The sequence below is a fragment of the Alteromonas sp. AWJ4_199 genome (assembly GCF_056159165.1).
This window is the reverse complement of record NZ_JBSWUR010000001.1, coordinates 2,457,652-2,477,609: the sequence shown is the minus strand read 5'-3', so window position 1 is coordinate 2,477,609 and position 19,958 is coordinate 2,457,652. Positions and strand designations below refer to the sequence as shown.

Annotated in this window: 18 protein-coding genes; 14 read left to right on the top strand and 4 right to left on the bottom strand. The window is 45.6% G+C overall.

All coding sequences use genetic code 11. The annotated features are described in order from the left end of the window. Positions 1–115 precede the first annotated feature (115 nt). On the top strand, positions 116–409 hold the full coding sequence (locus ACXAER_RS10865) for a high-potential iron-sulfur protein (RefSeq protein WP_118491294.1): 294 nt from the start codon (positions 116–118) through the stop codon (positions 407–409). A 120-nt stretch (positions 410–529) separates the two neighbouring features. On the opposite strand, the gene ACXAER_RS10860 is transcribed toward ACXAER_RS10865, so the two are convergent. Next, positions 530–2,152, bottom strand: a complete 1,623-nt coding sequence (locus ACXAER_RS10860; RefSeq protein ID WP_474829135.1) for an amidase — start codon at positions 2,150–2,152, stop codon at positions 530–532. A 167-nt stretch (positions 2,153–2,319) separates the two neighbouring features. Beyond that, positions 2,320–3,081, bottom strand: a complete 762-nt coding sequence (locus tag ACXAER_RS10855; RefSeq protein WP_474829133.1) for a substrate-binding periplasmic protein — start codon at positions 3,079–3,081, stop codon at positions 2,320–2,322. A 206-nt stretch (positions 3,082–3,287) separates the two neighbouring features. Between ACXAER_RS10855 and prmA the strand changes: the two genes are divergently transcribed. The 8 genes from prmA (at position 3,288) to ACXAER_RS10815 (ending at position 11,834) form a co-directional block, all read left to right on the top strand. Further along, positions 3,288–4,166 (top strand): 50S ribosomal protein L11 methyltransferase, encoded by an 879-nt coding sequence (gene prmA, locus ACXAER_RS10850; RefSeq protein ID WP_334060906.1) that lies wholly within the window; start codon positions 3,288–3,290, stop codon positions 4,164–4,166. A 370-nt stretch (positions 4,167–4,536) separates the two neighbouring features. After that, positions 4,537–5,535 carry a tRNA dihydrouridine synthase DusB gene (gene dusB / locus ACXAER_RS10845; protein WP_014951289.1) on the top strand — a complete coding sequence of 333 codons (999 nt, stop codon included), beginning with the start codon at positions 4,537–4,539 and terminating at the stop codon, positions 5,533–5,535. A 30-nt stretch (positions 5,536–5,565) separates the two neighbouring features. After that, on the top strand, positions 5,566–5,859 hold the full coding sequence (gene fis, locus ACXAER_RS10840; protein WP_012520109.1) for a DNA-binding transcriptional regulator Fis: 294 nt from the start codon (positions 5,566–5,568) through the stop codon (positions 5,857–5,859). A gap of 82 nt (positions 5,860–5,941) precedes the next feature. Beyond that, positions 5,942–7,540 carry a bifunctional phosphoribosylaminoimidazolecarboxamide formyltransferase/IMP cyclohydrolase gene (purH, locus tag ACXAER_RS10835; RefSeq protein ID WP_474829131.1) on the top strand — a complete coding sequence of 533 codons (1,599 nt, stop codon included), beginning with the start codon at positions 5,942–5,944 and terminating at the stop codon, positions 7,538–7,540. Positions 7,541–7,881: 341 nt separating this feature from the next. Next, entirely contained in the window at positions 7,882–8,697 is an 816-nt protein-coding gene (locus ACXAER_RS10830) for a class I SAM-dependent methyltransferase (protein ID WP_474829129.1), read from the top strand. Between the two features lie 27 nt (positions 8,698–8,724). After that, a complete protein-coding gene (purD, locus tag ACXAER_RS10825) occupies positions 8,725–10,014 on the top strand; it encodes a phosphoribosylamine--glycine ligase (protein ID WP_474829127.1) in 1,290 nt (429 codons plus the stop codon). A gap of 207 nt (positions 10,015–10,221) precedes the next feature. After that, the gene (locus tag ACXAER_RS10820) at positions 10,222–11,418 is read left to right on the top strand and encodes a hypothetical protein (RefSeq protein WP_474829125.1); all 1,197 of its coding nucleotides are present in this window, start codon (positions 10,222–10,224) and stop codon (positions 11,416–11,418) included. Further along, entirely contained in the window at positions 11,418–11,834 is a 417-nt protein-coding gene (locus ACXAER_RS10815; RefSeq protein ID WP_474829123.1) for a hypothetical protein, read from the top strand. Before ACXAER_RS10820 ends, ACXAER_RS10815 begins: the two co-directional genes overlap by 1 nt. Positions 11,835–11,982: 148 nt before the next feature. Here the strand turns inward: ACXAER_RS10815 and ACXAER_RS10810 are convergent, their stop codons facing one another. After that, positions 11,983–12,744 (bottom strand): sugar-binding protein, encoded by a 762-nt coding sequence (locus ACXAER_RS10810; RefSeq protein ID WP_474829121.1) that lies wholly within the window; start codon positions 12,742–12,744, stop codon positions 11,983–11,985. A gap of 163 nt (positions 12,745–12,907) precedes the next feature. On the opposite strand from ACXAER_RS10810, the gene ACXAER_RS10805 reads away from it, so the two are divergent. The 5 genes from ACXAER_RS10805 (at position 12,908) to envZ (ending at position 18,517) form a co-directional block, all read left to right on the top strand. After that, positions 12,908–13,852, top strand: a complete 945-nt coding sequence (locus tag ACXAER_RS10805; RefSeq protein WP_474829119.1) for an ion transporter — start codon at positions 12,908–12,910, stop codon at positions 13,850–13,852. A 121-nt stretch (positions 13,853–13,973) separates the two neighbouring features. Then, on the top strand, positions 13,974–14,879 hold the full coding sequence (locus ACXAER_RS10800; protein WP_474803640.1) for a phosphoribulokinase: 906 nt from the start codon (positions 13,974–13,976) through the stop codon (positions 14,877–14,879). A gap of 163 nt (positions 14,880–15,042) precedes the next feature. Continuing rightward, entirely contained in the window at positions 15,043–16,173 is a 1,131-nt protein-coding gene (locus tag ACXAER_RS10795) for a DUF2855 family protein (protein WP_474829117.1), read from the top strand. 153 nt (positions 16,174–16,326) lie between these two features. Then, positions 16,327–17,049: an osmolarity response regulator transcription factor OmpR gene (gene ompR / locus ACXAER_RS10790; RefSeq protein WP_118491268.1), complete on the top strand. Its 723-nt coding sequence runs from the start codon at positions 16,327–16,329 to the stop codon at positions 17,047–17,049. A gap of 133 nt (positions 17,050–17,182) precedes the next feature. After that, on the top strand, positions 17,183–18,517 hold the full coding sequence (gene envZ, locus ACXAER_RS10785; RefSeq protein ID WP_474829114.1) for a two-component system sensor histidine kinase EnvZ: 1,335 nt from the start codon (positions 17,183–17,185) through the stop codon (positions 18,515–18,517). A 110-nt stretch (positions 18,518–18,627) separates the two neighbouring features. On the opposite strand, the gene ACXAER_RS10780 is transcribed toward envZ, so the two are convergent. Next, a complete protein-coding gene (locus ACXAER_RS10780) occupies positions 18,628–19,809 on the bottom strand; it encodes an MFS transporter (protein WP_474829112.1) in 1,182 nt (393 codons plus the stop codon). Positions 19,810–19,958 lie beyond the last annotated feature (149 nt).

Below are 19,958 nucleotides of genomic sequence, written 5' to 3'. Positions count from 1 at the left end.
AAAAAGAGATAGTATTTAAACATTACACAAAACCTGCCTCTTTGGGCAGGTTTTTGCGTTTAAGACACTGAATAAAAAAGAATCATTATCGTTTCTATCTCTTAAGGAGAATGTTATGAAATCTGTAAACCGCCGTGACTTTTTAAAACTGTCTGGCTCTACAGTTATCGGTCTTACATTAGGTGGTGTAGCGTTACGTGCACAAGCTCAAGAACAATTGAGCGCTGATGACCCAACTGCGAAAGCATTAAACTACACACCGTCTTCAACCGTTGAAGGTGCAAAATGTGCAAACTGCATGTACGTGCAGGGAGCCGATGGCGAACAATATCGCCCTTGTAACATTTTCCCTAACAAGCTGGTTAACGCTGATGGCTGGTGTAGCGCGTGGGTTAAAAAGCCAGGCTAAACCATCACTCGCAGCTACATAAACAGCATACATAAATAGAAAAAGCCCCCGATAAGTATCGGGGGCTTTTTAGTTTCAATACTGCTTAACGGACTACACATTCAAACCACGTGCTTTTATCTAGCGGCTCTCATTTAGTCCATTCTGGATGCCCTTTAAGCTCGGATCATCAAAACGTGTAGGTAAAAGGCCGGGCTTAATGAAAAAGCCATGTTTAGCTTCAAAGACTTTACCTATTTTCAGCACATTTTCATCCTGCCACTTACCTCCGATAAAGCTAATGCCTACTGGAAGGCCTTTCACTTCACCCGCCGGTACTGTGAGATGTGGATACCCCGCTACAGCGGCTAGATAGCCTATACCAATGAAACCCGCTGGCGAATGATCGCCATACACACCGTCAATTAAAAATGAAGGGCTATTTGAAGGTGCAACTAATACATCGACATTGTGTTTTGCTAGCAATGCGTCAATACCATTTTTGCCCGCTGTATCTTGAATAAGACTTAGGGCGCTGTGATACGCTTCGCTATCAATAGGCGCCGCGTCTAGCGACTTTTCAAAAATATCTTGGTTGAATAACGCTAGCTCTCGCTCGGTTTGGTTGTTAAAAGCGATAAGCTCAGATAAATTTCTTACGGGGATCTCTGCTGGCGATCCCGACAAATATTCGTTGATGCTGTGATGGAATTCGCTGAGTAAAACATTGTAAGAGTCGGCCCAAAATGAATCAGGCTGTGAAAAATCACTAATATCCACCAGCGTAGCACCCGATGCTTTCAACTGATTTAGCGCGCTTTCGTAGACGTCAAGTACATGAGGGTTATCACCTTGACGATACCTGACAACGCCAATGCGCTTGCCTTTTAAATCTGTTGCCAACATTTCCGATGAAGGCATGTCAGGTCGATGGGAAGCTGTGTTTTCAGTAGCACTATCACTTGCATCTTCGCCCGCCATTACCGCTGTCATCAGCCATGCGTCTTGAACGTTGGATGTCATGGGTCCAGCCGTATCTTGGCTGAATGAAATGGGTACAATGTGCGTTCTTGAAAGTAAACCAACGGTTGGCTTAAAGCCCACTACACCGTTAATAGATGCCGGGCAGATTATAGAGCCATTGGTTTCAGTACCTACGGCAAGTGACGCTAATCTAAGTGACATTGCTGCGCCCGAGCCAGACGATGAACCGCATGCGCTTCTCGATAATATGTGAGGGTTACGGGTTAGTCCCCCTACTGCACTCCAACCGCTTATCGATGATTCAGAACGAAAATTTGCCCACTCGGACAGGTTAGTCTTGCCAAGAATGATCGCGCCCGCTGCTTTTAGCTTCGCCACAATGGGGGCGTCTCGTCCGGTGTCGTTATTAATAAGCGCCATAGAGCCTGCCGTTGTGGGCATTTCTGCGCTCTCTATATTGTCTTTTAAAAGTACAGGGATACCGGCTAACGGGCCTAATTCCGCTCCACTGGCAAATTGTTTATCAATTGAATTAGCGTCTGCTAATGCATTGGGGTTTAGTGCTAAAACGCTATTTGTCTTTTCATCTAACTCATTAATTCGAGCTAAATACCCGCTCACAAGCTCTGCCGATGTAGTATCGCCATTAGCGATAGCTTGAGCCTGCAGGTATGCTGGCTCATCTAGCCACTTTTTATTATCGCTATCTTCACGGTGCGCTTGCGACACACAGGCGGTGCACAGCAAGGTTACAGCCAGTAAATACCACTGTTTCAACATAGAGCTTTCCTTAACGCATTGTTTTTATGAAAACGTTCTTATGCCATGACCTTTTTACCATCATCCCTTATCTACGGTTAGGTAAAAAGTGACGGACATAAACGTATTGCTAGTTTGATATACGTTGAAACAAAAATGGTTCACTGTCTACACGATAAAATACGTATTTACAGTTTGGCGGACGCCTTTGGCAGCTTGTGAAGCAGATTATCAAGCTGATATTCATCGAGCAGTAATTGATACCGACCATCTGCAATAAAGCGATGAAGGGCTGAATTAAACTCTGCTCTCAGCTTTGGGTTGGGTATAGCCGCGCAATATATTGAGATAGGAAACAACTCGTGGAATACGGTTTCCTCTTCAACATAGGCGCTATTTTGAGACTTGAAGTAGTTGAAAATGTTTCTATCTAGAACAATCGCGTCCACGTGGTCGGCCATGAGCATATCGACCTGACGGTCTTGCCTTGCCATTTCCATATACATTGGCTCTAGTGCTAATGCTTGCTTGAACTCTTCACCTAATACCGATTGCGCCGTTTGAAACCCAATGACACGTTTGCCCTTGAGATTACCGACTTCGCTGATATCAAAGTTATTTTGCGTTTTTGTCACAACAACATTTTGATAAATAATGTATGGTTCGGAAAGGATAGAATCATCTACATCGTGCGCAGCGCTTTGTGTCAGGCCTATATCCACAGCGCTATCTTCTAAGAGCCGCGCAGTTCGCCCAAAAGGAACGTAGATGGGCGAAAGCGTATGTCCCATTTCCGCTAAAATGGCTCTTACCAAATCAATTTCAAAACCGCTGTGTTCTTGAGAAATAACATACGGTGGCTTGTTCCAGCCAACAACCACATCCAACTCACGGGCTTTTGTAGGCAAAGCAAAGACAACAACACACATAAAAGAGATAAGAAGACGCATAAAACTCCGGTTAACTTAATAATTGAACCGCATTAAGTACCAATATAAACGCAATATTAGTTTGTACCAGTGGACAAAAGAATAAGGCACTCCGCTCCCTGACACCAACAAACGGCGTCTGTTGTTATCGCTTTTCAATTCCTTTCATTTTGTTTAACGCCAAGCGAGGGTACAATAACAAGCAAAGGTCTCAACGAACGATAAATATGGCTTGGCTACAACTTCGAATTAATACTTCTTCTGAATACGCAGAATCAATAGGCGACATGCTAACGGCAAATGGCTCGCAGGCGGTTACCTATGTAGACGCGAAAGACACCCCAATGTATGAACCCAAGCCGGGTGAAGTGTTATTGTGGCCAGATACACAAGTAGTGGGTTTGTTTGAAGCAGATGCGGATATGAAAGGTATTCTGCAGCGCCTAGGTAAAGCTAAAGTGCTTGGCCCAGACTTTAAATACAAGCTAGAGCCGCTTGAAGATAAAGACTGGGAGCGGGAATGGATGGATAATTTCCACCCAATGCAGTTTGGCGAACGCTTATGGATTTGCCCAAGCTGGCGTGACGTTCCAGACCCTGATGCCGTTAACGTCATGTTGGACCCGGGCCTTGCTTTTGGCACAGGTACGCACCCTACTACTGCACTTTGCCTACGCTGGCTAGACGGTATCGATATGACAGATAAAACTGTGGTCGATTTTGGGTGTGGCTCAGGCATTTTAGCGCTAGCAGCATTAAAACTAGGTGCTAAGCGCGTTATTGGTATTGATATTGACCCGCAAGCCCTGCAAGCGACAAAAGAAAACGCACGCCGCAATGGCGTTGAAGACCGCCTAGATGTGTATCTACCGGAAGACCAGCCTGAACTTGAAGCCGATGTGGTTATGGCGAATATCTTGTCAGGTCCATTATTAGAACTCCAAGGCGTTATTACTAATTACTGCAAAAAGGACGGCTTGTTAGTGCTCTCAGGCATACTGGCAGAACAAGTTACTCGCATTGAAGACGCTTATTCAAACGACATTACGCTTGAACCCAGTGCCATTGACGGAGAGTGGGCACGAGTGTCGGGTAAAAAACACTAAGCGCGATTAAAAAACTGACTAGACGGTTAAATATACGTCTAGTCGCATTAGAGCGTTTACGGCAAACCACCTCAATATTGCGACGAACATTCATACGATAAAAATCGTCATCATCTAATAATTTGTTAATTTTTTTCACATTACAGCCCTTTCAAATCGGGGGCTGTAAGACTTTCGTACAATATTCGTACTAAAAATCGACGTTAGCTTACTAATGTGACAGATTTTTTTCACTGTCAAGACCACGAAGTGAAATTTTGTGTGATTTTTAGCCTTTTCAAGCCTTGCGAAAACACGTACACTTAGCGCCCCGTTTTAGCCGGGTGTATATTTTCTGTGCAGTTTTAGATGGTGAGCTATACATTTTACAATGCGAATTGGACCTTACGAGTTAGAAAACAATTTGATGTTGGCCCCCATGGCTGGCGTAACAGATAGACCGTTTCGCCAACTTTGTAAGCGCTTAGGTGCAGGGCTTGTTGTTTCAGAAATGCTTTCGAGTAATCCGAAGGTTTGGAACACAGCTAAATCACAAGCGCGTATGAATCATGAGGGTGAAGAAGGCATTCGCTCTGTACAGATAGCTGGGGCTGATCCTGAGCTTATGGCTCAAGCAGCACAATTTAATGTTGAGAACGGTGCGCAAATCATCGATATCAACATGGGTTGTCCTGCTAAAAAGGTCAATAAGAAGCTAGCAGGTTCTGCGTTGCTTCAATACCCAGACACAGTGGAAGCGATTATTAAAGCAGTAGTTAATGCTGTTGATGTACCCGTGACACTAAAAATTCGTACCGGCTGGAACCCAGAAAATCGCAATGGGGTAGAGATTGCCCGCATTGCAGAGCAAAACGGCATACAGTCGCTTGCTGTTCACGGCAGAACACGAGCTTGTATGTATAAAGGGGAAGCTGAATACAGCACCATACGCCAAATTAAAGCGGCAATTTCAATTCCTGTTATTGCAAATGGTGATATTACTTCTCCAGAAAAAGCACAAGAGGTGCTGAATTACACCGGTGCAGATGGCGTAATGATAGGTCGCGGCGCGCAAGGTAAACCTTGGATATTTAAGCAAATCCAACACTATCTTGAAACGGGCGAGAACCTACCAGCACCGCCGCTGTCAGAGTTATATGAACTCTTGCATGAGCACGTAGCCAATGTGCAGGACTTTTATGGCGACATAGCCGGTGTGAGAATTGCCCGTAAGCACGTGGGCTGGTATCTCGCGGAGCACGATACGGATCGTCAGTTTCGTAAAACGTTTAACGCTATCGATGATGCGAATGAGCAACTCGATGCACTAAATGCATATTTTCAAGCGCTGCAGACACGAGAAACCCGACAGATTTCTCCCGCAGCATAGTGATGACTAACTTAAGAGCAACACAGTATTATGTTCGATCAAAACGTGACTTCACCTTTTACTACTACAGTAACTACGCCTTCACAAACGCAAGCTCAAAAGCCACTGCGTGACTCTGTAAAGCAAGCGGTTAATAAGTACCTTAAGCAATTGGATAACGCAAACATCGATAACCTGTACGAAATGGTACTGGCTGAAGTTGAAGCGCCGCTGCTAGAAGAAGTCATGACTTACACACGCGGCAATCAAACCCGCGCTGCCATCATGATGGGCATCAACCGTGGCACACTTCGCAAGAAGCTTAAGCAATACGGCATGAACTAAGATTCCAAGGGCTTTGCCCACCAAAGAGCACCAATCGGTGCTCTTTTTGTTTCAACACTACAACATTAGAAACTTAAAATTTATGCAAACACCAAAACCTATTAAACGTGCTCTCCTTAGTGTCTCTGATAAAACCGGTATCCTCGATTTCGCGACAGCGCTGCATAACGCTGGCGTAGAACTTCTGTCGACGGGCGGTACCGCGAAACTACTTGCTGATGCTGGCTTACCTGTGAAAGAAGTCTCTGATCACACAGGTCACCCAGAAATCATGGCAGGTCGTGTTAAAACGCTTCACCCTAAAATTCATGGCGGTATCCTTGGTCGTCGCGGTACCGATGAAGCGGTAATGGAAGAGCATAGCATTGCTCCTATCGACCTTGTGGTAGTTAACCTTTACCCGTTCGCTGCAACCGTGGCAAATGAAGATTGCACGCTAGAAGATGCGATTGAAAATATCGATATCGGCGGACCGACCATGGTACGTGCTGCTGCGAAAAACCATAAAGATGTGACCATTGTGGTTAATGCGTCTGACTACGCTCGCGTACTTGCTGAAATGAACGACAACAACGGCTCATTAACGTACAACACCCGTTTTGACCTTGCTATTAAGGCGTTTGAACACACAGCTGAATACGACGGCATGATTGCAAACTACTTTGGTGCCCGTTTAGATAGCACTGGTTGTGAAGCAGATTGTGACCACCAGCACAGCGAATTCCCACGCACCTATAATATGCAGCTTACTAAGAAGCAAGACCTTCGCTATGGTGAAAACAGCCACCAAGAAGCAGCATTCTATGTTGAAAACAACATTCAAGAAGCGTCGGTTGCTACTGCTACCCAGCTTCAAGGTAAAGAGCTATCGTTTAACAACATTGCTGATACCGATGCGGCACTAGAGTGCGTGAAAGAATTCGAAGAGCCAGCATGTGTAATTGTTAAGCACGCTAACCCGTGCGGTGTTGCTATTGGCGACGATATCCTAAGTGCCTATGACCGCGCATTTAAAACTGACCCAACGTCTGCATTTGGTGGCATTATCGCGTTTAATCGAGAGCTTGATGCGAAAACGGCGCAAGCGATTGTTGACCGTCAATTTGTGGAAGTGATTATTGCGCCGACAGTAAGCGATGAAGCGAAAGAAGTCGTAAGTGCGAAGAAAAACGTACGCCTTCTAGCGTGTGGCGATTGGGCTGGTCAGCTAACTGAAGGTTATGACTTTAAGCGCGTAAACGGCGGTTTATTAGTACAAGAGCGCGACTTCGGCATGGTTGAAATGGAAGACCTAGAAGTTGTGACTAAGCGTAAGCCAAGCGAAGATGAACTACGCGACCTTATGTTCTGCTGGAAGGTAGCAAAATACGTGAAGTCTAACGCGATTGTTTACTGTAAAGACGGTATGACGGTAGGCGTGGGCGCAGGCCAAATGAGCCGTGTTTACTCTGCAAAAATTGCGGGTATTAAAGCAGCTGATGAGAACCTTGAAGTGGCTGGCTCTGTCATGGCATCTGATGCTTTCTTCCCATTCCGTGACGGCATTGACGCAGCAGCTGAAGCTGGCATTAAGGCAGTAATTCAGCCAGGCGGCTCTATGCGCGACCAAGAAGTGATTGATGCAGCTGATGAACACGGCATTGCTATGGTGTTCACAGGTATGCGTCACTTCCGTCACTAATAGGTATCTACACCATATCTTTTAGTGCAGGCTTAGTGAGGGCAACCAACACCTAAGTTAAACACGCAGTAAAGTGGCACATTGTTACTTTACTGTGTGTTTGTTATTTTTCCTTAACCCTTTTTAATACGTAAACTCAAGGTCATTTGCTTGGTTGTAGTGAAACCTTATCGAAGCGACAAAGTTGCGAATTATTATGCTAAGGCGTAAATGCGAATAGGGGTTAGCTGATAGGCTTGATCTGACTTGTGGTAATTTGTAGTAATAGTGTTACTAATAAATGTTATGTTTTACTAGTCCGCATAGACAATTACCTACCCTAGACAGAAAAGGAAATAAGAATGAAAAAGTTAGCCCAACTTGCGTTAGCCGCAACGCTAGGTGTAACAGCAACCTATGCTAGTGCCGATGCTATTTCTGACGCCGCGATGAGCGATATCCGCTCTGATAAAGCCAAAGTGCGCGACGAGTATCGCAATCCTCAACAAACATTACGCTTTTTTGGTTTACAACCAGACATGACAGTAGTCGAAATCTCTCCAGGTGGCGGCTGGTATGCCGACATTCTTTATTCTGTTGTAAAAGAAGACGGTAAATATGTTGCGGCACACTTCTATGTTGACGATGAAACTAGCGGCTATTACAAAAAGTCGGTAGAAGGCTTCAAAGAAGAAATGAAGCCGGGCATGAAGTACGAAGGTGCGGAACTTACCGCATTCGACCCTATGAAAGCGCTAGATATTAGCGAAGCGGGCAGCGCTGATATGGTGCTAACCTTTCGCAACGTACACAACTGGTACATGCGTCACGGTGACGAAGGTATCGACAATGCGTTTGGGGCTTTCTTCAAAGCACTTAAACCAGGTGGCGTACTGGGCGTAGTGGAACATGAACTACCTGAAAGTGCAGATGATGAAGCAATGAAGAAAAGTGGCTACATGAAGCGTTCTTACGTTGTAGCTGCCGCTGAAAAAGCGGGTTTTGTACTTAAAGCAAGTAGCGATGTAAACGCAAACCCAATGGATACTGCAGACCACCCGAAAGGTGTGTGGACGCTACCTCCTCGTTTGGCGCTAGACGACCAAGATCGTGAGAAGTACATGGCGATTGGCGAGAGCAATCGCATGACGCTAAAATTCACCAAACCAAAATCGTAATATTAAACACTCAAAACGGAACAGTTAATGAACGTACTTGTAATTGGCGGCGGTGGCCGCGAACACGCGCTAGCGTTTAAAGCAGCGCAGTCTTCTGATGTTTCAACAGTATTTGTAGCACCTGGTAATGCCGGTACTGCTACAGAACCTAAGCTCGAGAACGTGGCTATTGATGTAAACGACATCGCTGGCTTAGTTTCTTTTGCTCAAGGTAACGATGTTGAGCTTACTATTGTAGGCCCAGAAGCGCCGCTAGTTGCAGGTGTAGTAGATGCGTTCACTAACGCGGGTTTAATGATATTTGGTCCTACTCAAGCTGCGGCACAGCTTGAGGGCTCAAAAGCGTTTACTAAAGACTTTTTGGCTCGCCACAATATCCCAACGGCTGAGTATCAAAACTTCACAGAGATTGACCCAGCTATTGCCTACGTTCGCGAGAAAGGCGCGCCGATTGTAGTAAAGGCTGATGGTCTTGCTGCCGGTAAAGGTGTTATCGTTGCGATGACCCTTGAAGAAGCTGAAGATGCTATTCGCGACATGCTAGCAGGTAACGCCTTTGGTGAAGCGGGCAGCCGCGTGGTTATTGAAGAGTTCTTAGACGGCGAAGAAGCGTCGTTTATTGTAATGGTAGATGGCAAGAACGTACTGCCTTTTGCCACCAGCCAAGACCACAAGCGTGCGGCTGACGGTGATAAAGGGCCAAACACAGGTGGTATGGGCGCTTATTCTCCTGCTCCGGTCGTTACGCAAGACATTCACGACCGTATTATGCAGGAAGTGATTATGCCAACGGTTAATGGTATGGCCGCTGAAGGCAACGACTACGTTGGCTTTTTATACGCTGGCCTTATGATCATGGCCGACGGTACACCAAAAGTCATTGAGTACAACTGCCGCTTTGGTGACCCAGAAACCCAGCCTATTATGCTTCGCTTAAAATCTGATTTGGTTCCACTTTGCCAAGCAGCGTGCAAAGGCGAGCTTGCAGACAAAACCATTGAGTTTGATGAGCGCGCGTCGGTAGGTGTTGTGCTTGCCGCAGGCGGCTATCCAGGCAGCTATGATAAAGGCGACGTGATTACTGGTTTCGAAGAAGCCGCTAAGCTAGAAGGAAAGGTTTTCCACGCAGGTACCGCACTTCAAGACGGTGATGTGGTTACCGCAGGTGGCCGCGTGCTTTGTGCGACTGCTTTGGGTAACAACGTTACAGAAGCGCAGCAAAAAGCGTATGAGCTACTTAAAACCATACAATTTAAAGATGTGTATTACCGTACTGACATTGCCCACCGTGCAATTGCCCGTGAAGCTGAAGCTTAATAAGCGGCGCATATAACACAAACATTAAATACGCGGCGTAAGCCGCGTTTTTTATATCGCCTATTTTTTTGACTGTCTTACCAAACGCTCACACCAGACTCTCACCCAACGCTCACATACTCTCACTTAACGGGTTAAAAAGACGCAACTTTTTATTTTGAGCGTATATACTTGAACGATATCAAAGTACAAAAGAATTCACGGTGAATGAAAACCCTTTACATACTGACAATATGCCTAGCATGCTTTACCTGTGCGGCGAAGAGCAGCGATTCCCTCTCTGATTCGATAGGTATCAGTGGCTTTGCTAGGGTTGTCGGGGGACAACTAGACACGAGCGAAGCTGAATTCCAAGGCTATTCAAATGATTTTAGCTTTTCTGAACAGTCCTTATTCGCGTTACAAGCGGACTTAAGCATTAGTGAAAAACTTAAATTGTCTGGCCAATTACTTGGGCATTCTAATGACGATAGAGATTCAGGTCTTGAATGGCTTTATCTAACGTATAACGCAAACTCCAATTGGAGCTTTAAGCTAGGCAAATTGAGAACCCCATTTTTCCGCTACAGCGACGTACTTGATGTGGGCTTCGCTTACCCCTGGATTACGCCTCCCGAACAAGTTTACGGCGGCTTTTTATTTTCAAACTATGAAGGCTTAAGCGCAACGTATCGCATTCACTTCGACAAATTGAATGTAGAAATTGAAGCTTATTACGGCACTTATGATGGTACTTTTGACCGTGCAGGTGAAGAAACAGCCATTGAAGTAAACGATATTCGGGGGCTTATATTAGGCATATCTAAAGGCGGCTTTCGCGCACGGGCTTCAGCCATAGTGTCGTCTGACTTCTTTGCAGACATCCCCGGCTTTCAAGACTTCGCTACACTCTTAGAGCTTGCGGGGTACACAGAAAACGCAGACGTTTTCCGATTCGACTCGGACGCGGTTGCGTATCAAGCTAGCCTGCAATATGACTCTCTCGATTATTTTGTTTACTCTGAAGTTATTAAAATTGAATCAGATTTAATCAGTGTTCCTGAAGTTAATGCATACTACCTGACTCTTGGGTATCACTTTGATGAGTTTCAAATATTTACTACTATTGCTTCTGCAAATAGCAGCAATGATGTCCCCACAAATCAAATTCCGAAGGGACAATCACCACAACTCACTTCATTGTCTTTTGCCTATGATGCAATAGTCGATAGCCTTCCGCGCTATGACCTTGATTCACTTTCAGTAGGGTTTCGCTGGGACTTTAGACATAATATGTCGGCCAAAGCTGAGGTGACTTGGTTAAGTGGTGAGGAGGGACAGAACTCATTTTATTCAGAAATTAAGGATCCGAGCTTCGATAGAAATGCGGTACTCACCCAATTTGCACTAGAGTGGGTGTTCTAATGAAAACTCGCACGCTATTGTTTGCCATTCTTTTTGCCATGTTTGCTTCACTCGCAAGGTGCGAAGAAGTCATCATTGTTGCTAACTTGGAAGCACAAGACGCTCCAACTGAAAAATGGCAAATTCGAGACATCTTTATGGGAAATTCTTCTGACTGGGATATAGAGCCTGTAGGATTGCGACCACCCAATACCGCTAGGACAATATTCAACACTAAGTTTATTGCGCTTACAGAGTCCCGCATTCAAGGGTATTGGGCACAAATGCGCTTTAGTGGAAGAAAAACCCCACCAAAAGAGTTCCGCTCTCAAGAAGAAGCGTTGGCATATGTACTAAACAATAAAAACTCGATGACGTATGTTTTATCAACCACCGAAGTGCCCCAAGGCCTTGTTGTTTTGTTTAAAGAACAGTAACCAGCTGCGGCTTTGTCTAGCGGTAATTCGATAATTGAATATGTGAGCATCCCACAGCCAGTGGATCAAGTTTATCTTATAGCAATACACTGGCTGAAGGGTGCGCGAACTCCTTTTTAAGGCTCAAACGCCTTAATTTAGGTCTTCACTACTTCGCTAAAGTCACTTTCCCAAACACAGACGCATCCTTAAACCCCAGGTTTTTATCGCCGTTTACGGGAGTAATGTCATGAGAGCCTAAAAAGTGTTCTCTGTCTCCGCCATCGGCATCACAGTAGGCCAGCATAAAGCCCAGAGCCATATCTTCTTTTAAGGTTAACGGTGAGTTGTCTTTTCCATGCTGATAACTATCGTCAAATACACGCACAGCCGCTTCCCAATAAACCTTATGAGGCGCCGATATATCTCGCTGCCATTTGTTTTCAACGTGATTGTTATACAGCTGCGGCACGGCTTCACCCGCTTCATTCGGACCAATATCAACAACTTGGTTGTCTAGCGCTAAGTGATAAGCGAACGCGTTGTAGTTATTAAAGTGATCGCCACCAGAGGCATCCGCATCAATAAAGATTTCTAGGCAATCATCATCCCAATATCGCTCAAGCGGGTTGGCATAGGTATCTGAGAGGTGGTCGTCTTCTATTTCTGCTAAAAGGTACAGCGCCTTTTTATCCCATCGTAGTTTATATCTACCAGAAAAGTCACTGGGCTCGGGCCTGGTGCCCCACATCAGCGAGGTCATGTCGTGCCAATCACCTTCTTTCCATGCAGCATCATTTGCTACGCCATCTATAACGGGTGCATTCGCGGTAAACATAACATTGTCCGGCTTCGCTTGTGCTGCCGGGGCAAGCATAGCGACAAGTAATGTAGAGGTGAATGCTGATACTAGCGGTTTAGTACTTTTCAACTGAATACGCTCTTAGTTTGCCTTCCTGACGTTTAAACTAACATGTTTTGAGCCCTACTGCGTTTGAAAAGCTGCACAGTAACGTCTCTCTTTATCAGAAGGATTACCAATTTATCGCCGTTATTGATATAACAAGGTTAATTCTTAAATCATAAATTTAGCTATGTCATTTCGAAACGCGTGCTATCACATTCTTGCCCCCGCTAGCGAAGCCCACGAATACAAAAAACGTAGCAAGTTGTTTGATATATTGCTTATCGCGCTGATCATCGTAAATGTAGCGGCCATGATGCTAGAAACCGTGCCGAGTATTCCCGCCCTTTGGCAGCGAGAGCTGCATACCATTGAGGTCGTTTCGGTACTTATTTTCACTGTTGAATACATACTTCGCGTATACAGCAGTGCATCGGCGCCTCCCCGTACTTTCAAAGCTAACGGCACTTCCCAAGAAAAAACGACGGCATGGCAAAAGCGTTGGGCTTATATAAAAAGTCCTATGGCGCTGGTGGATTTAATGGCAATACTACCTTTTTACTTAAGCGTTTTCGTGGCATTTGATTTACGTATATTACGGGTTTTCAGAGTACTTCGAATTTTGAAAATTGGTCGCTATTCCCGTTCAATGCAAACCCTTATCACCGTATTGCGCAACGAGTCGCATAGCCTCATCGCAGCTATTAGCGTCCTTCTGCTTTTCACTGTTATCGCCGCCACCTGCATTTACTATATCGAACATGCTGCGCAGCCCAACGTTTTCAGCAGTATTCCCGCGTCTTTGTGGTGGGCACTGGTCACGCTAACTACCGTAGGTTATGGCGATGCCGTTCCCGTTACAGCATTAGGCAAAGTATTTGGTGGGCTTATCACTATCATGGGCATATGCTTTTATGCCTTACCTGCGGGCATTTTATCGTCAAGCTATACCACCCAGATGCAGTTAAAACGGGACCGGTTTAAAGATACGGTACAAAGTGCATTAGACGATGGAAAGTTGAGTGAGCATGACATCCATCATTTAGAACACGTAAGAAGATTACTAGATTTAGATGAAGAAGAAGCAAAATTAATAACGCGTTTGTTGCAGCATCATCATAAGCTCGATCGTTGATTCTGCGCTGGCTTCCGCCAAAACACATGACCTAAATTAGGCTGCGCGCGTAGGGTCGCCCCTTGATTCTTGTCGCACATCAGCTTATAACTAGTAACCGTCATTTCCAAAAAGAATTCCTATGTCTGTCAAACACCCTATTATTGCTATAACAGGTTCTTCCGGCGCGGGTACTACTACCACGACCAATGCTATTCGCCATATTTTCAGGAACTTAAATGTTAATGCTGCAGTAGTTGGTGGTGATAGTTTCCATCGTTTCACTCGCCCAGAAATGGAAGTAGAAATTCGTAAAGCCCAAGAACAAGGCAGGCATATCAGCTATTTTGGCCCTAAAGCCAACGACTTTGAACTGCTGGAGACGCTTTTTAGAGAATATGGCAGTTCGGGGACGGGACAGTTTAGGCAATACCTTCACACCTTTGATGAAGCCGTTCCTTTTAACCAAATGCCGGGCACCTTTACACCGTGGCAAGATTTACCTCAAAACACTGATTTGCTGTTTTATGAAGGTTTACATGGCGGCGTTAAAACTGAAGAAAATGACGTCGCAAAGCACGTGGACTTGCTGGTCGGCATGGTGCCGATTGTAAACTTAGAGTGGATTCAAAAAATTGTGCGCGACACCACTGATCGTGGCCATTCTCGTGAAGCGGTGATGAGCAGTATTGTTCGCGGCCTAGACGATTACTTCCACTATATCACGCCGCAGTTTTCTCGCACTCACGTTAACTTTCAGCGCGTACCGACCGTTGATACCTCGAACCCTTTCAGCGCTAGGGAAATTCCCACCCAAGATGAAAGCTTTGTTGTAGTCCGCTTCAGACGAGAAATGAAGAATGTCGATTATCCTTACTTGCTTCAAATGATTGACGGCTCATTTATGTCGCGTATCAATACGCTAGTGGTGCCAGGTGGTAAAATAGCGTTGGCAATGGAGCTTATCCTAACTCCGCTGCTTGAAGATATTCTGAATAAAAAGCGCCGCGCTGGCCATCAGATGGATTGGCTTAACACCGACGAGTAGCTTCAGGCTGTATACACCACTTCTATAGGCATATATTTAAAACATTAAGTCGTAATGGCTACTCCTCTGCGTCAGTCTAGGTTTATAGCTGCTTAGCTTTTTTTGACTAAGCTTTTTTCAACTGGGCCTTTTAACCCAGTTCTATGACCGTCGGGCATCTATTATGACTACATTTCAAAGCCAGCAGATTTGGATAGATCAGCAAGACCTTTCTAACACGAAAGTTGTTCACTGCGATATAAACGTAAGCGATTTACAGCAAGACGAAGTATTGCTTGAGACCGATAGTTTCGGCTTTTCTGCCAATAACATCACCTACGCGGCATTGGGTTTTAAAATGGGTTATTGGGGTTTCTTTCCACCACAAAGTGATGACAATGGTGATAACCCAAACGGCTTCGGAATAGTACCTGTTTGGGGCTTTGCCACAGTCAAAGCCTCGAACCACCCTGATATTCGCGAAGGTGAGAAAGTGTTTGGTTACCTTCCTATGGCGAGCCACTGGGTAATAAAGGCTGGTAAAGTCGCATCTCATGGCTTTTCTGACATTCACGAACAACGCAAAAGTATTAGCCCCGTTTACGACCAATATCTACGCTGTGCAGCGGACCCTGGCTACAACAAAGACCGTGAGGCATGGCAGCTAAATTTCAGGCCTCTTTATATGACCTCGTTTGTGCTTGATGACTATGTGGCAGAGAAAGCAAAGGGTGAAACCTTACTGCTATCGAGCGCTTCAAGTAAAACCGCGTTGGGTACAGCACAGTTACTAAAAGATCAAAAATCGGCGCGAAACGCCAGCTATCAAGTGGTTGGGTTAACCTCTCAGTCAAATGTAGATATGGTCAAAGCGTCTGACTGCTACGATGCGGTGTATAGCTATGATGACCTTAATGCGCTTACGAGTGACAAAAGCGATTCGCGCTACTGGCTTCTTGATTTCGCAGCTAACGGTACGCTAATTAATAACCTTAGCGAGCTGCTTGGCGATAGTTTAAGCGAGGTAACCTTAATTGGTGCAACAGATTGGAAAGCCGAAGAAAAGCCCAACCCCAAACTGCTTAATGCAGAGATTTTCTTCGCACCAGCACGCGTAAAACTGCGCCAAGGGGAATGGGGGCATGAGGCCTTTTTATCGAAATACGCGGGTGCATGGCAGCGCATCGCCTTAAAAGTCAGCGATCAGTTCTTCGAACAGTCGCACCAGGGCACTGGTGCCATAACACAGTTATATCTGGAGACACTTAACGGCACGGCAAATACTAAAGCCCTTAATATCGCTACTTTTGATTAGCGTTACTTTGAGTAGCGTTACATAGCAACATGGGGCCGTACCCGCTTTAGACACTATTTGTAACAAACATGCGCTATCTTTTACGCTTTTGTCGCTTTTGTATTTCACATCTTGTGGTTATAGTGAAACAAACGTAAAACAAAAGGTATGAGTATGGGTCAGGAAACCTCTAAAATTCTCGTTGTCGATGATGACATGCGTCTGCGAAGCCTATTAGAGCGCTATTTGCTAGAACAAGGCTATCAAGTTCGCAGTGCGGCCAACGCAGAGCAAATGGATAGACTGCTTGAGCGCGAGAATTTTCACCTTATGGTTTTAGATCTAATGCTACCAGGCGAAGATGGTTTATCTATTTGTCGCCGACTGCGTCAGCAAGAAAACGACATGCCCATTATTATGCTTACCGCAAAGGGCGATGAAGTTGACCGCATTATTGGCCTTGAAATGGGTGCAGATGATTATTTGCCAAAGCCATTTAACCCACGCGAGCTTTTAGCCCGCGCGAAAGCAGTATTGCGCAGGCGCAGCAGCGAAGCGCCGGGCGCACCGTCTAAAGACGTGCAAATTGTGGAGTTTGGCAATTACAAACTTAATCTCGCCACCCGTGAGATGACAGCAGGCGATACGCCGCTCACTCTGACAAGCGGCGAGTTTGCAGTATTGAAGTCTTTGGTTACTCACCCCCGCGAGCCATTGTCACGAGACAAGCTGATGAACTTAGCACGAGGCCGAGACTACAGCGCCCTAGAACGCAGTATTGATGTTCAAGTTTCTCGCCTTCGGAGAATGCTCGAAGACGACCCAGCCAACCCGCGCTACATTCAAACTGTGTGGGGATTGGGCTACGTATTCGTGCCTGATGGCGAACAAGTTTAGCACCTATGATGGATACGGCGGATGCTACCGCCTTAGCCAGTTCGTTAGTGAAGTATGTATTCATGACGGCTAGCTACGCGTTCACATACTGTCATTACAGACACTGGCTCATTTCCCACAGTGACAGCATGTTATGCGTTTAATTCCCAAAAGTGCATTTGGCCAAACCGTCATGCTTATTGGCGTGTTGTTGCTCATAAACCAAATTGTGTCCTACATCTCGGTCACCTATTACTTTATTCATCCTAGCTACCAGCAAATTAATAGCTTATTGGCCACACAAGTAAAGTCGGTACTAGCTAACGATTTACTGGTGACTAATCAAGAAACACGTGACAGCTACTTTCAGCAAACACAGGTTCAAGTATTTGATGAAAGCGTAGCGAGAGAGAACGGTCTAGAAAGCGCGGTTTATTACAGCTATATATCAACGCAGGTTAGTGAACAGCTTAGGCAGCTTGCCGATGTACGCATTAGCACAGCCACACAAGCTAGCGACGAAAACGCGCCTTACATTGTGTGGATATCGCTTAATCGCTACCCAGACACCTGGATTTCTATTCCTATTTCAGGACTTAACGAAGCGAATATCTCCCCACTGACTATGTATTTAATGGTGATTGGGATATTGAGCGTAGCGGGTGGCTGGCTGTTTGTAAGGCGCATGACGCGGCCATTATCAGCCTTACAAAAAGCAGCAATTGCCGTGGGTAAAGGTGAGCATCCAGCGCCGCTTCGCGAACAAGGCAGCACGGAAATGATCCAGGTTACTCGCGCTTTTAACCGTATGAATCAGGGCATAAAGCAGCTAGAGAACGATCGTAATATCATGACCGCAGGTATTTCTCACGACTTGCGCACGCCGCTTACTCGCATTCGCCTTGCATCAGAAATGCTGCCAGAAGATCAAGATTGGATAAAAGACGGCATTGTGAACGACATAGAGGACATGAACGCTATCATCGACCAGTTCATAGACTATGCACGTTACGACACCGAAGAAGTGACTCAAGAAACCGATTTAAACGCGATTATTGCAGAGCTGGTGCAAGCAAGGCACTTGGATGATAAACATCATATTGAATTAAAGCTTAACACCATCCCGCCATTATCGCTGCGGCGTATTGCAATGAAGCGAGTCATCGATAACCTCATCGAAAATGCCTTCAAATACGGCTCTGATGAAATCGCCATTAGCAGTTTCTATAACCGTCACGAAAAGCGTGTGTACTGCAAAGTGCGTGATTTTGGCCCAGGCATACCTGAAGAGGAATTAAACAGTGTTTTCATGCCGTTTGCACAAGGCGATAAAGCCCGTAACTCGTCAGGCTCTGGCTTAGGACTTGCCATTATTCGAAGAATTGTAGAGGCCCATGACGGTGAGGTGACACTAAGAAACCATCCGCAGCAAGGGCTAGTGGCCGAGTTTTACCTGCCATACCTATCTGAACTGCCCGAAAAGAAATAGCACAGCGTTACACCGTTAATTTGTAGCGCTATGCATACCGGCTAGAAATGTTTGTTCTCACAAAGCCAGCTTTCTCTACTTTCTTAGGCTTCTCAGCCTTCTCAGAGCGCTCAGCCTACGGGGTCTTTGTGGTACTTTATCTTTCTGCTGTAACCGTAAGAAGCTAGCCACAGCACACACCCCCCTATTGGAATCACCCAAAATGCCGTGGTAAGCGGTACAAAGTTAGCCCAAAGCCCGGTAGAAAAAGAAGCGACCTGCACTCCGGTAGAATTGCCGATAATCGCAATGCCAGAAAGCACAGGGCCGTTGTCGCTGTCGATATTCATTGCCGCAGACAGTGCAAGCGGGAATAGCCCACCTAGTCCTAAACCTAGCAATAAATTACCCGCGCCTATGCCATAGAAAGTTGGCATCAGCTTAAGCGCAAAGACACCAGCAAGGGAAGCCGTAGCCATAAGCACTATCATGCGATGGAGTGACACAAAGCGAAGCAGAAATGGAAAGGTCAGACGGCTTATAACCATACCTGCGGTAAAGCATGCGAGTAGATTACGCGACTGTTCACCGCTAAAGTCTAAGCCGTTTTGCGCATAGCTTACAAACCAGTTAGCGTTACCAAACTCTACCGCGCCATAACCAAATGTGAGCAAGGCTAGAAACATAAAAACGGGCTGTTTGATGATGGTACCAAATGCCAAGGTTTTCTTAGGCTGTTTTGGCTGACCTTTGAGAACTTTTGCCTGCGACCGCGCAGCGATATAGGTATAGCACGATAGAATGATCATCACGCCAGCCACTACTTGAATAGGCAATCGCCAGTTTTGTTCAATAAAATATAACAGTGTTACAAAAAACGACGCAGCAAACGTACCTAAGCTGAACATGAAGTCCATTAAGCCCATCATAGTAAAGCGCTTTTCAGCGTACATCCGCGCGATTAGTGTGTGACCTATGGTAAAGATCGTTGAGCTTACCACCCCAATCAAAACAGCTAACACCAGAAACCATTGCCAAGATGACAGTACTGAGACTAAAAGCAGCAGCCCCGTATTCATGCTAAACAGGGTCGCTAATAGCGGCATGTACTCGAAGCGACTGGCGTATTTACCGCCAATCACTGCGCCCAACATCATGCCTACCGAAAACAGCGAGAACAAAGCACCACTGACGACCTCAGACATATTCAGGTCGGCGGCGATATCAGGTAGAAGTATTCCCCATAAAAGAAATAACTTACCAATTAAGAAAAAACCGGCAAAAATAACAATGGTCGCGGGAAGTCGGCTCATTTAGGCTCCACAGTTGATATCAGTTGGGAAACAGCGGATGTAGTTGTAAGGGCACAATCTAGGTAGCGCCCTTAACTTAGAAAGTGTGCCCTTGGGAAAACTGCCTAGTAAGACAGATCAGGGCCCTTTCTTATCTCATGAGCACAACT

Bases quoted from the DNA above. Each gene is read 5' to 3' on its own strand.
- dusB (WP_014951289.1), top strand. From the start codon at position 4,537: ATGCGAATTGGACCTTACGAGTTAGAAAACAATTTGATGTTGGCCCCC.
- fis (WP_012520109.1), top strand. From the start codon at position 5,566: ATGTTCGATCAAAACGTGACTTCACCTTTTACTACTACAGTAACTACG.
- ACXAER_RS10795 (WP_474829117.1), top strand. From the start codon at position 15,043: ATGACTACATTTCAAAGCCAGCAGATTTGGATAGATCAGCAAGACCTT.
- ACXAER_RS10865 (WP_118491294.1), top strand. From the start codon at position 116: ATGAAATCTGTAAACCGCCGTGACTTTTTAAAACTGTCTGGCTCTACA.
- prmA (WP_334060906.1), top strand. From the start codon at position 3,288: ATGGCTTGGCTACAACTTCGAATTAATACTTCTTCTGAATACGCAGAA.
- ACXAER_RS10800 (WP_474803640.1), top strand. From the start codon at position 13,974: ATGTCTGTCAAACACCCTATTATTGCTATAACAGGTTCTTCCGGCGCG.
- ompR (WP_118491268.1), top strand. From the start codon at position 16,327: ATGGGTCAGGAAACCTCTAAAATTCTCGTTGTCGATGATGACATGCGT.
- envZ (WP_474829114.1), top strand. From the start codon at position 17,183: ATGCGTTTAATTCCCAAAAGTGCATTTGGCCAAACCGTCATGCTTATT.
- purD (WP_474829127.1), top strand. From the start codon at position 8,725: ATGAACGTACTTGTAATTGGCGGCGGTGGCCGCGAACACGCGCTAGCG.
- ACXAER_RS10780 (WP_474829112.1), bottom strand. From the start codon at position 19,809: ATGAGCCGACTTCCCGCGACCATTGTTATTTTTGCCGGTTTTTTCTTA.
- ACXAER_RS10830 (WP_474829129.1), top strand. From the start codon at position 7,882: ATGAAAAAGTTAGCCCAACTTGCGTTAGCCGCAACGCTAGGTGTAACA.
- ACXAER_RS10860 (WP_474829135.1), bottom strand. From the start codon at position 2,152: ATGTTGAAACAGTGGTATTTACTGGCTGTAACCTTGCTGTGCACCGCC.
- ACXAER_RS10805 (WP_474829119.1), top strand. From the start codon at position 12,908: ATGTCATTTCGAAACGCGTGCTATCACATTCTTGCCCCCGCTAGCGAA.
- ACXAER_RS10855 (WP_474829133.1), bottom strand. From the start codon at position 3,081: ATGCGTCTTCTTATCTCTTTTATGTGTGTTGTTGTCTTTGCTTTGCCT.
- purH (WP_474829131.1), top strand. From the start codon at position 5,942: ATGCAAACACCAAAACCTATTAAACGTGCTCTCCTTAGTGTCTCTGAT.
- ACXAER_RS10820 (WP_474829125.1), top strand. From the start codon at position 10,222: ATGAAAACCCTTTACATACTGACAATATGCCTAGCATGCTTTACCTGT.
- ACXAER_RS10815 (WP_474829123.1), top strand. From the start codon at position 11,418: ATGAAAACTCGCACGCTATTGTTTGCCATTCTTTTTGCCATGTTTGCT.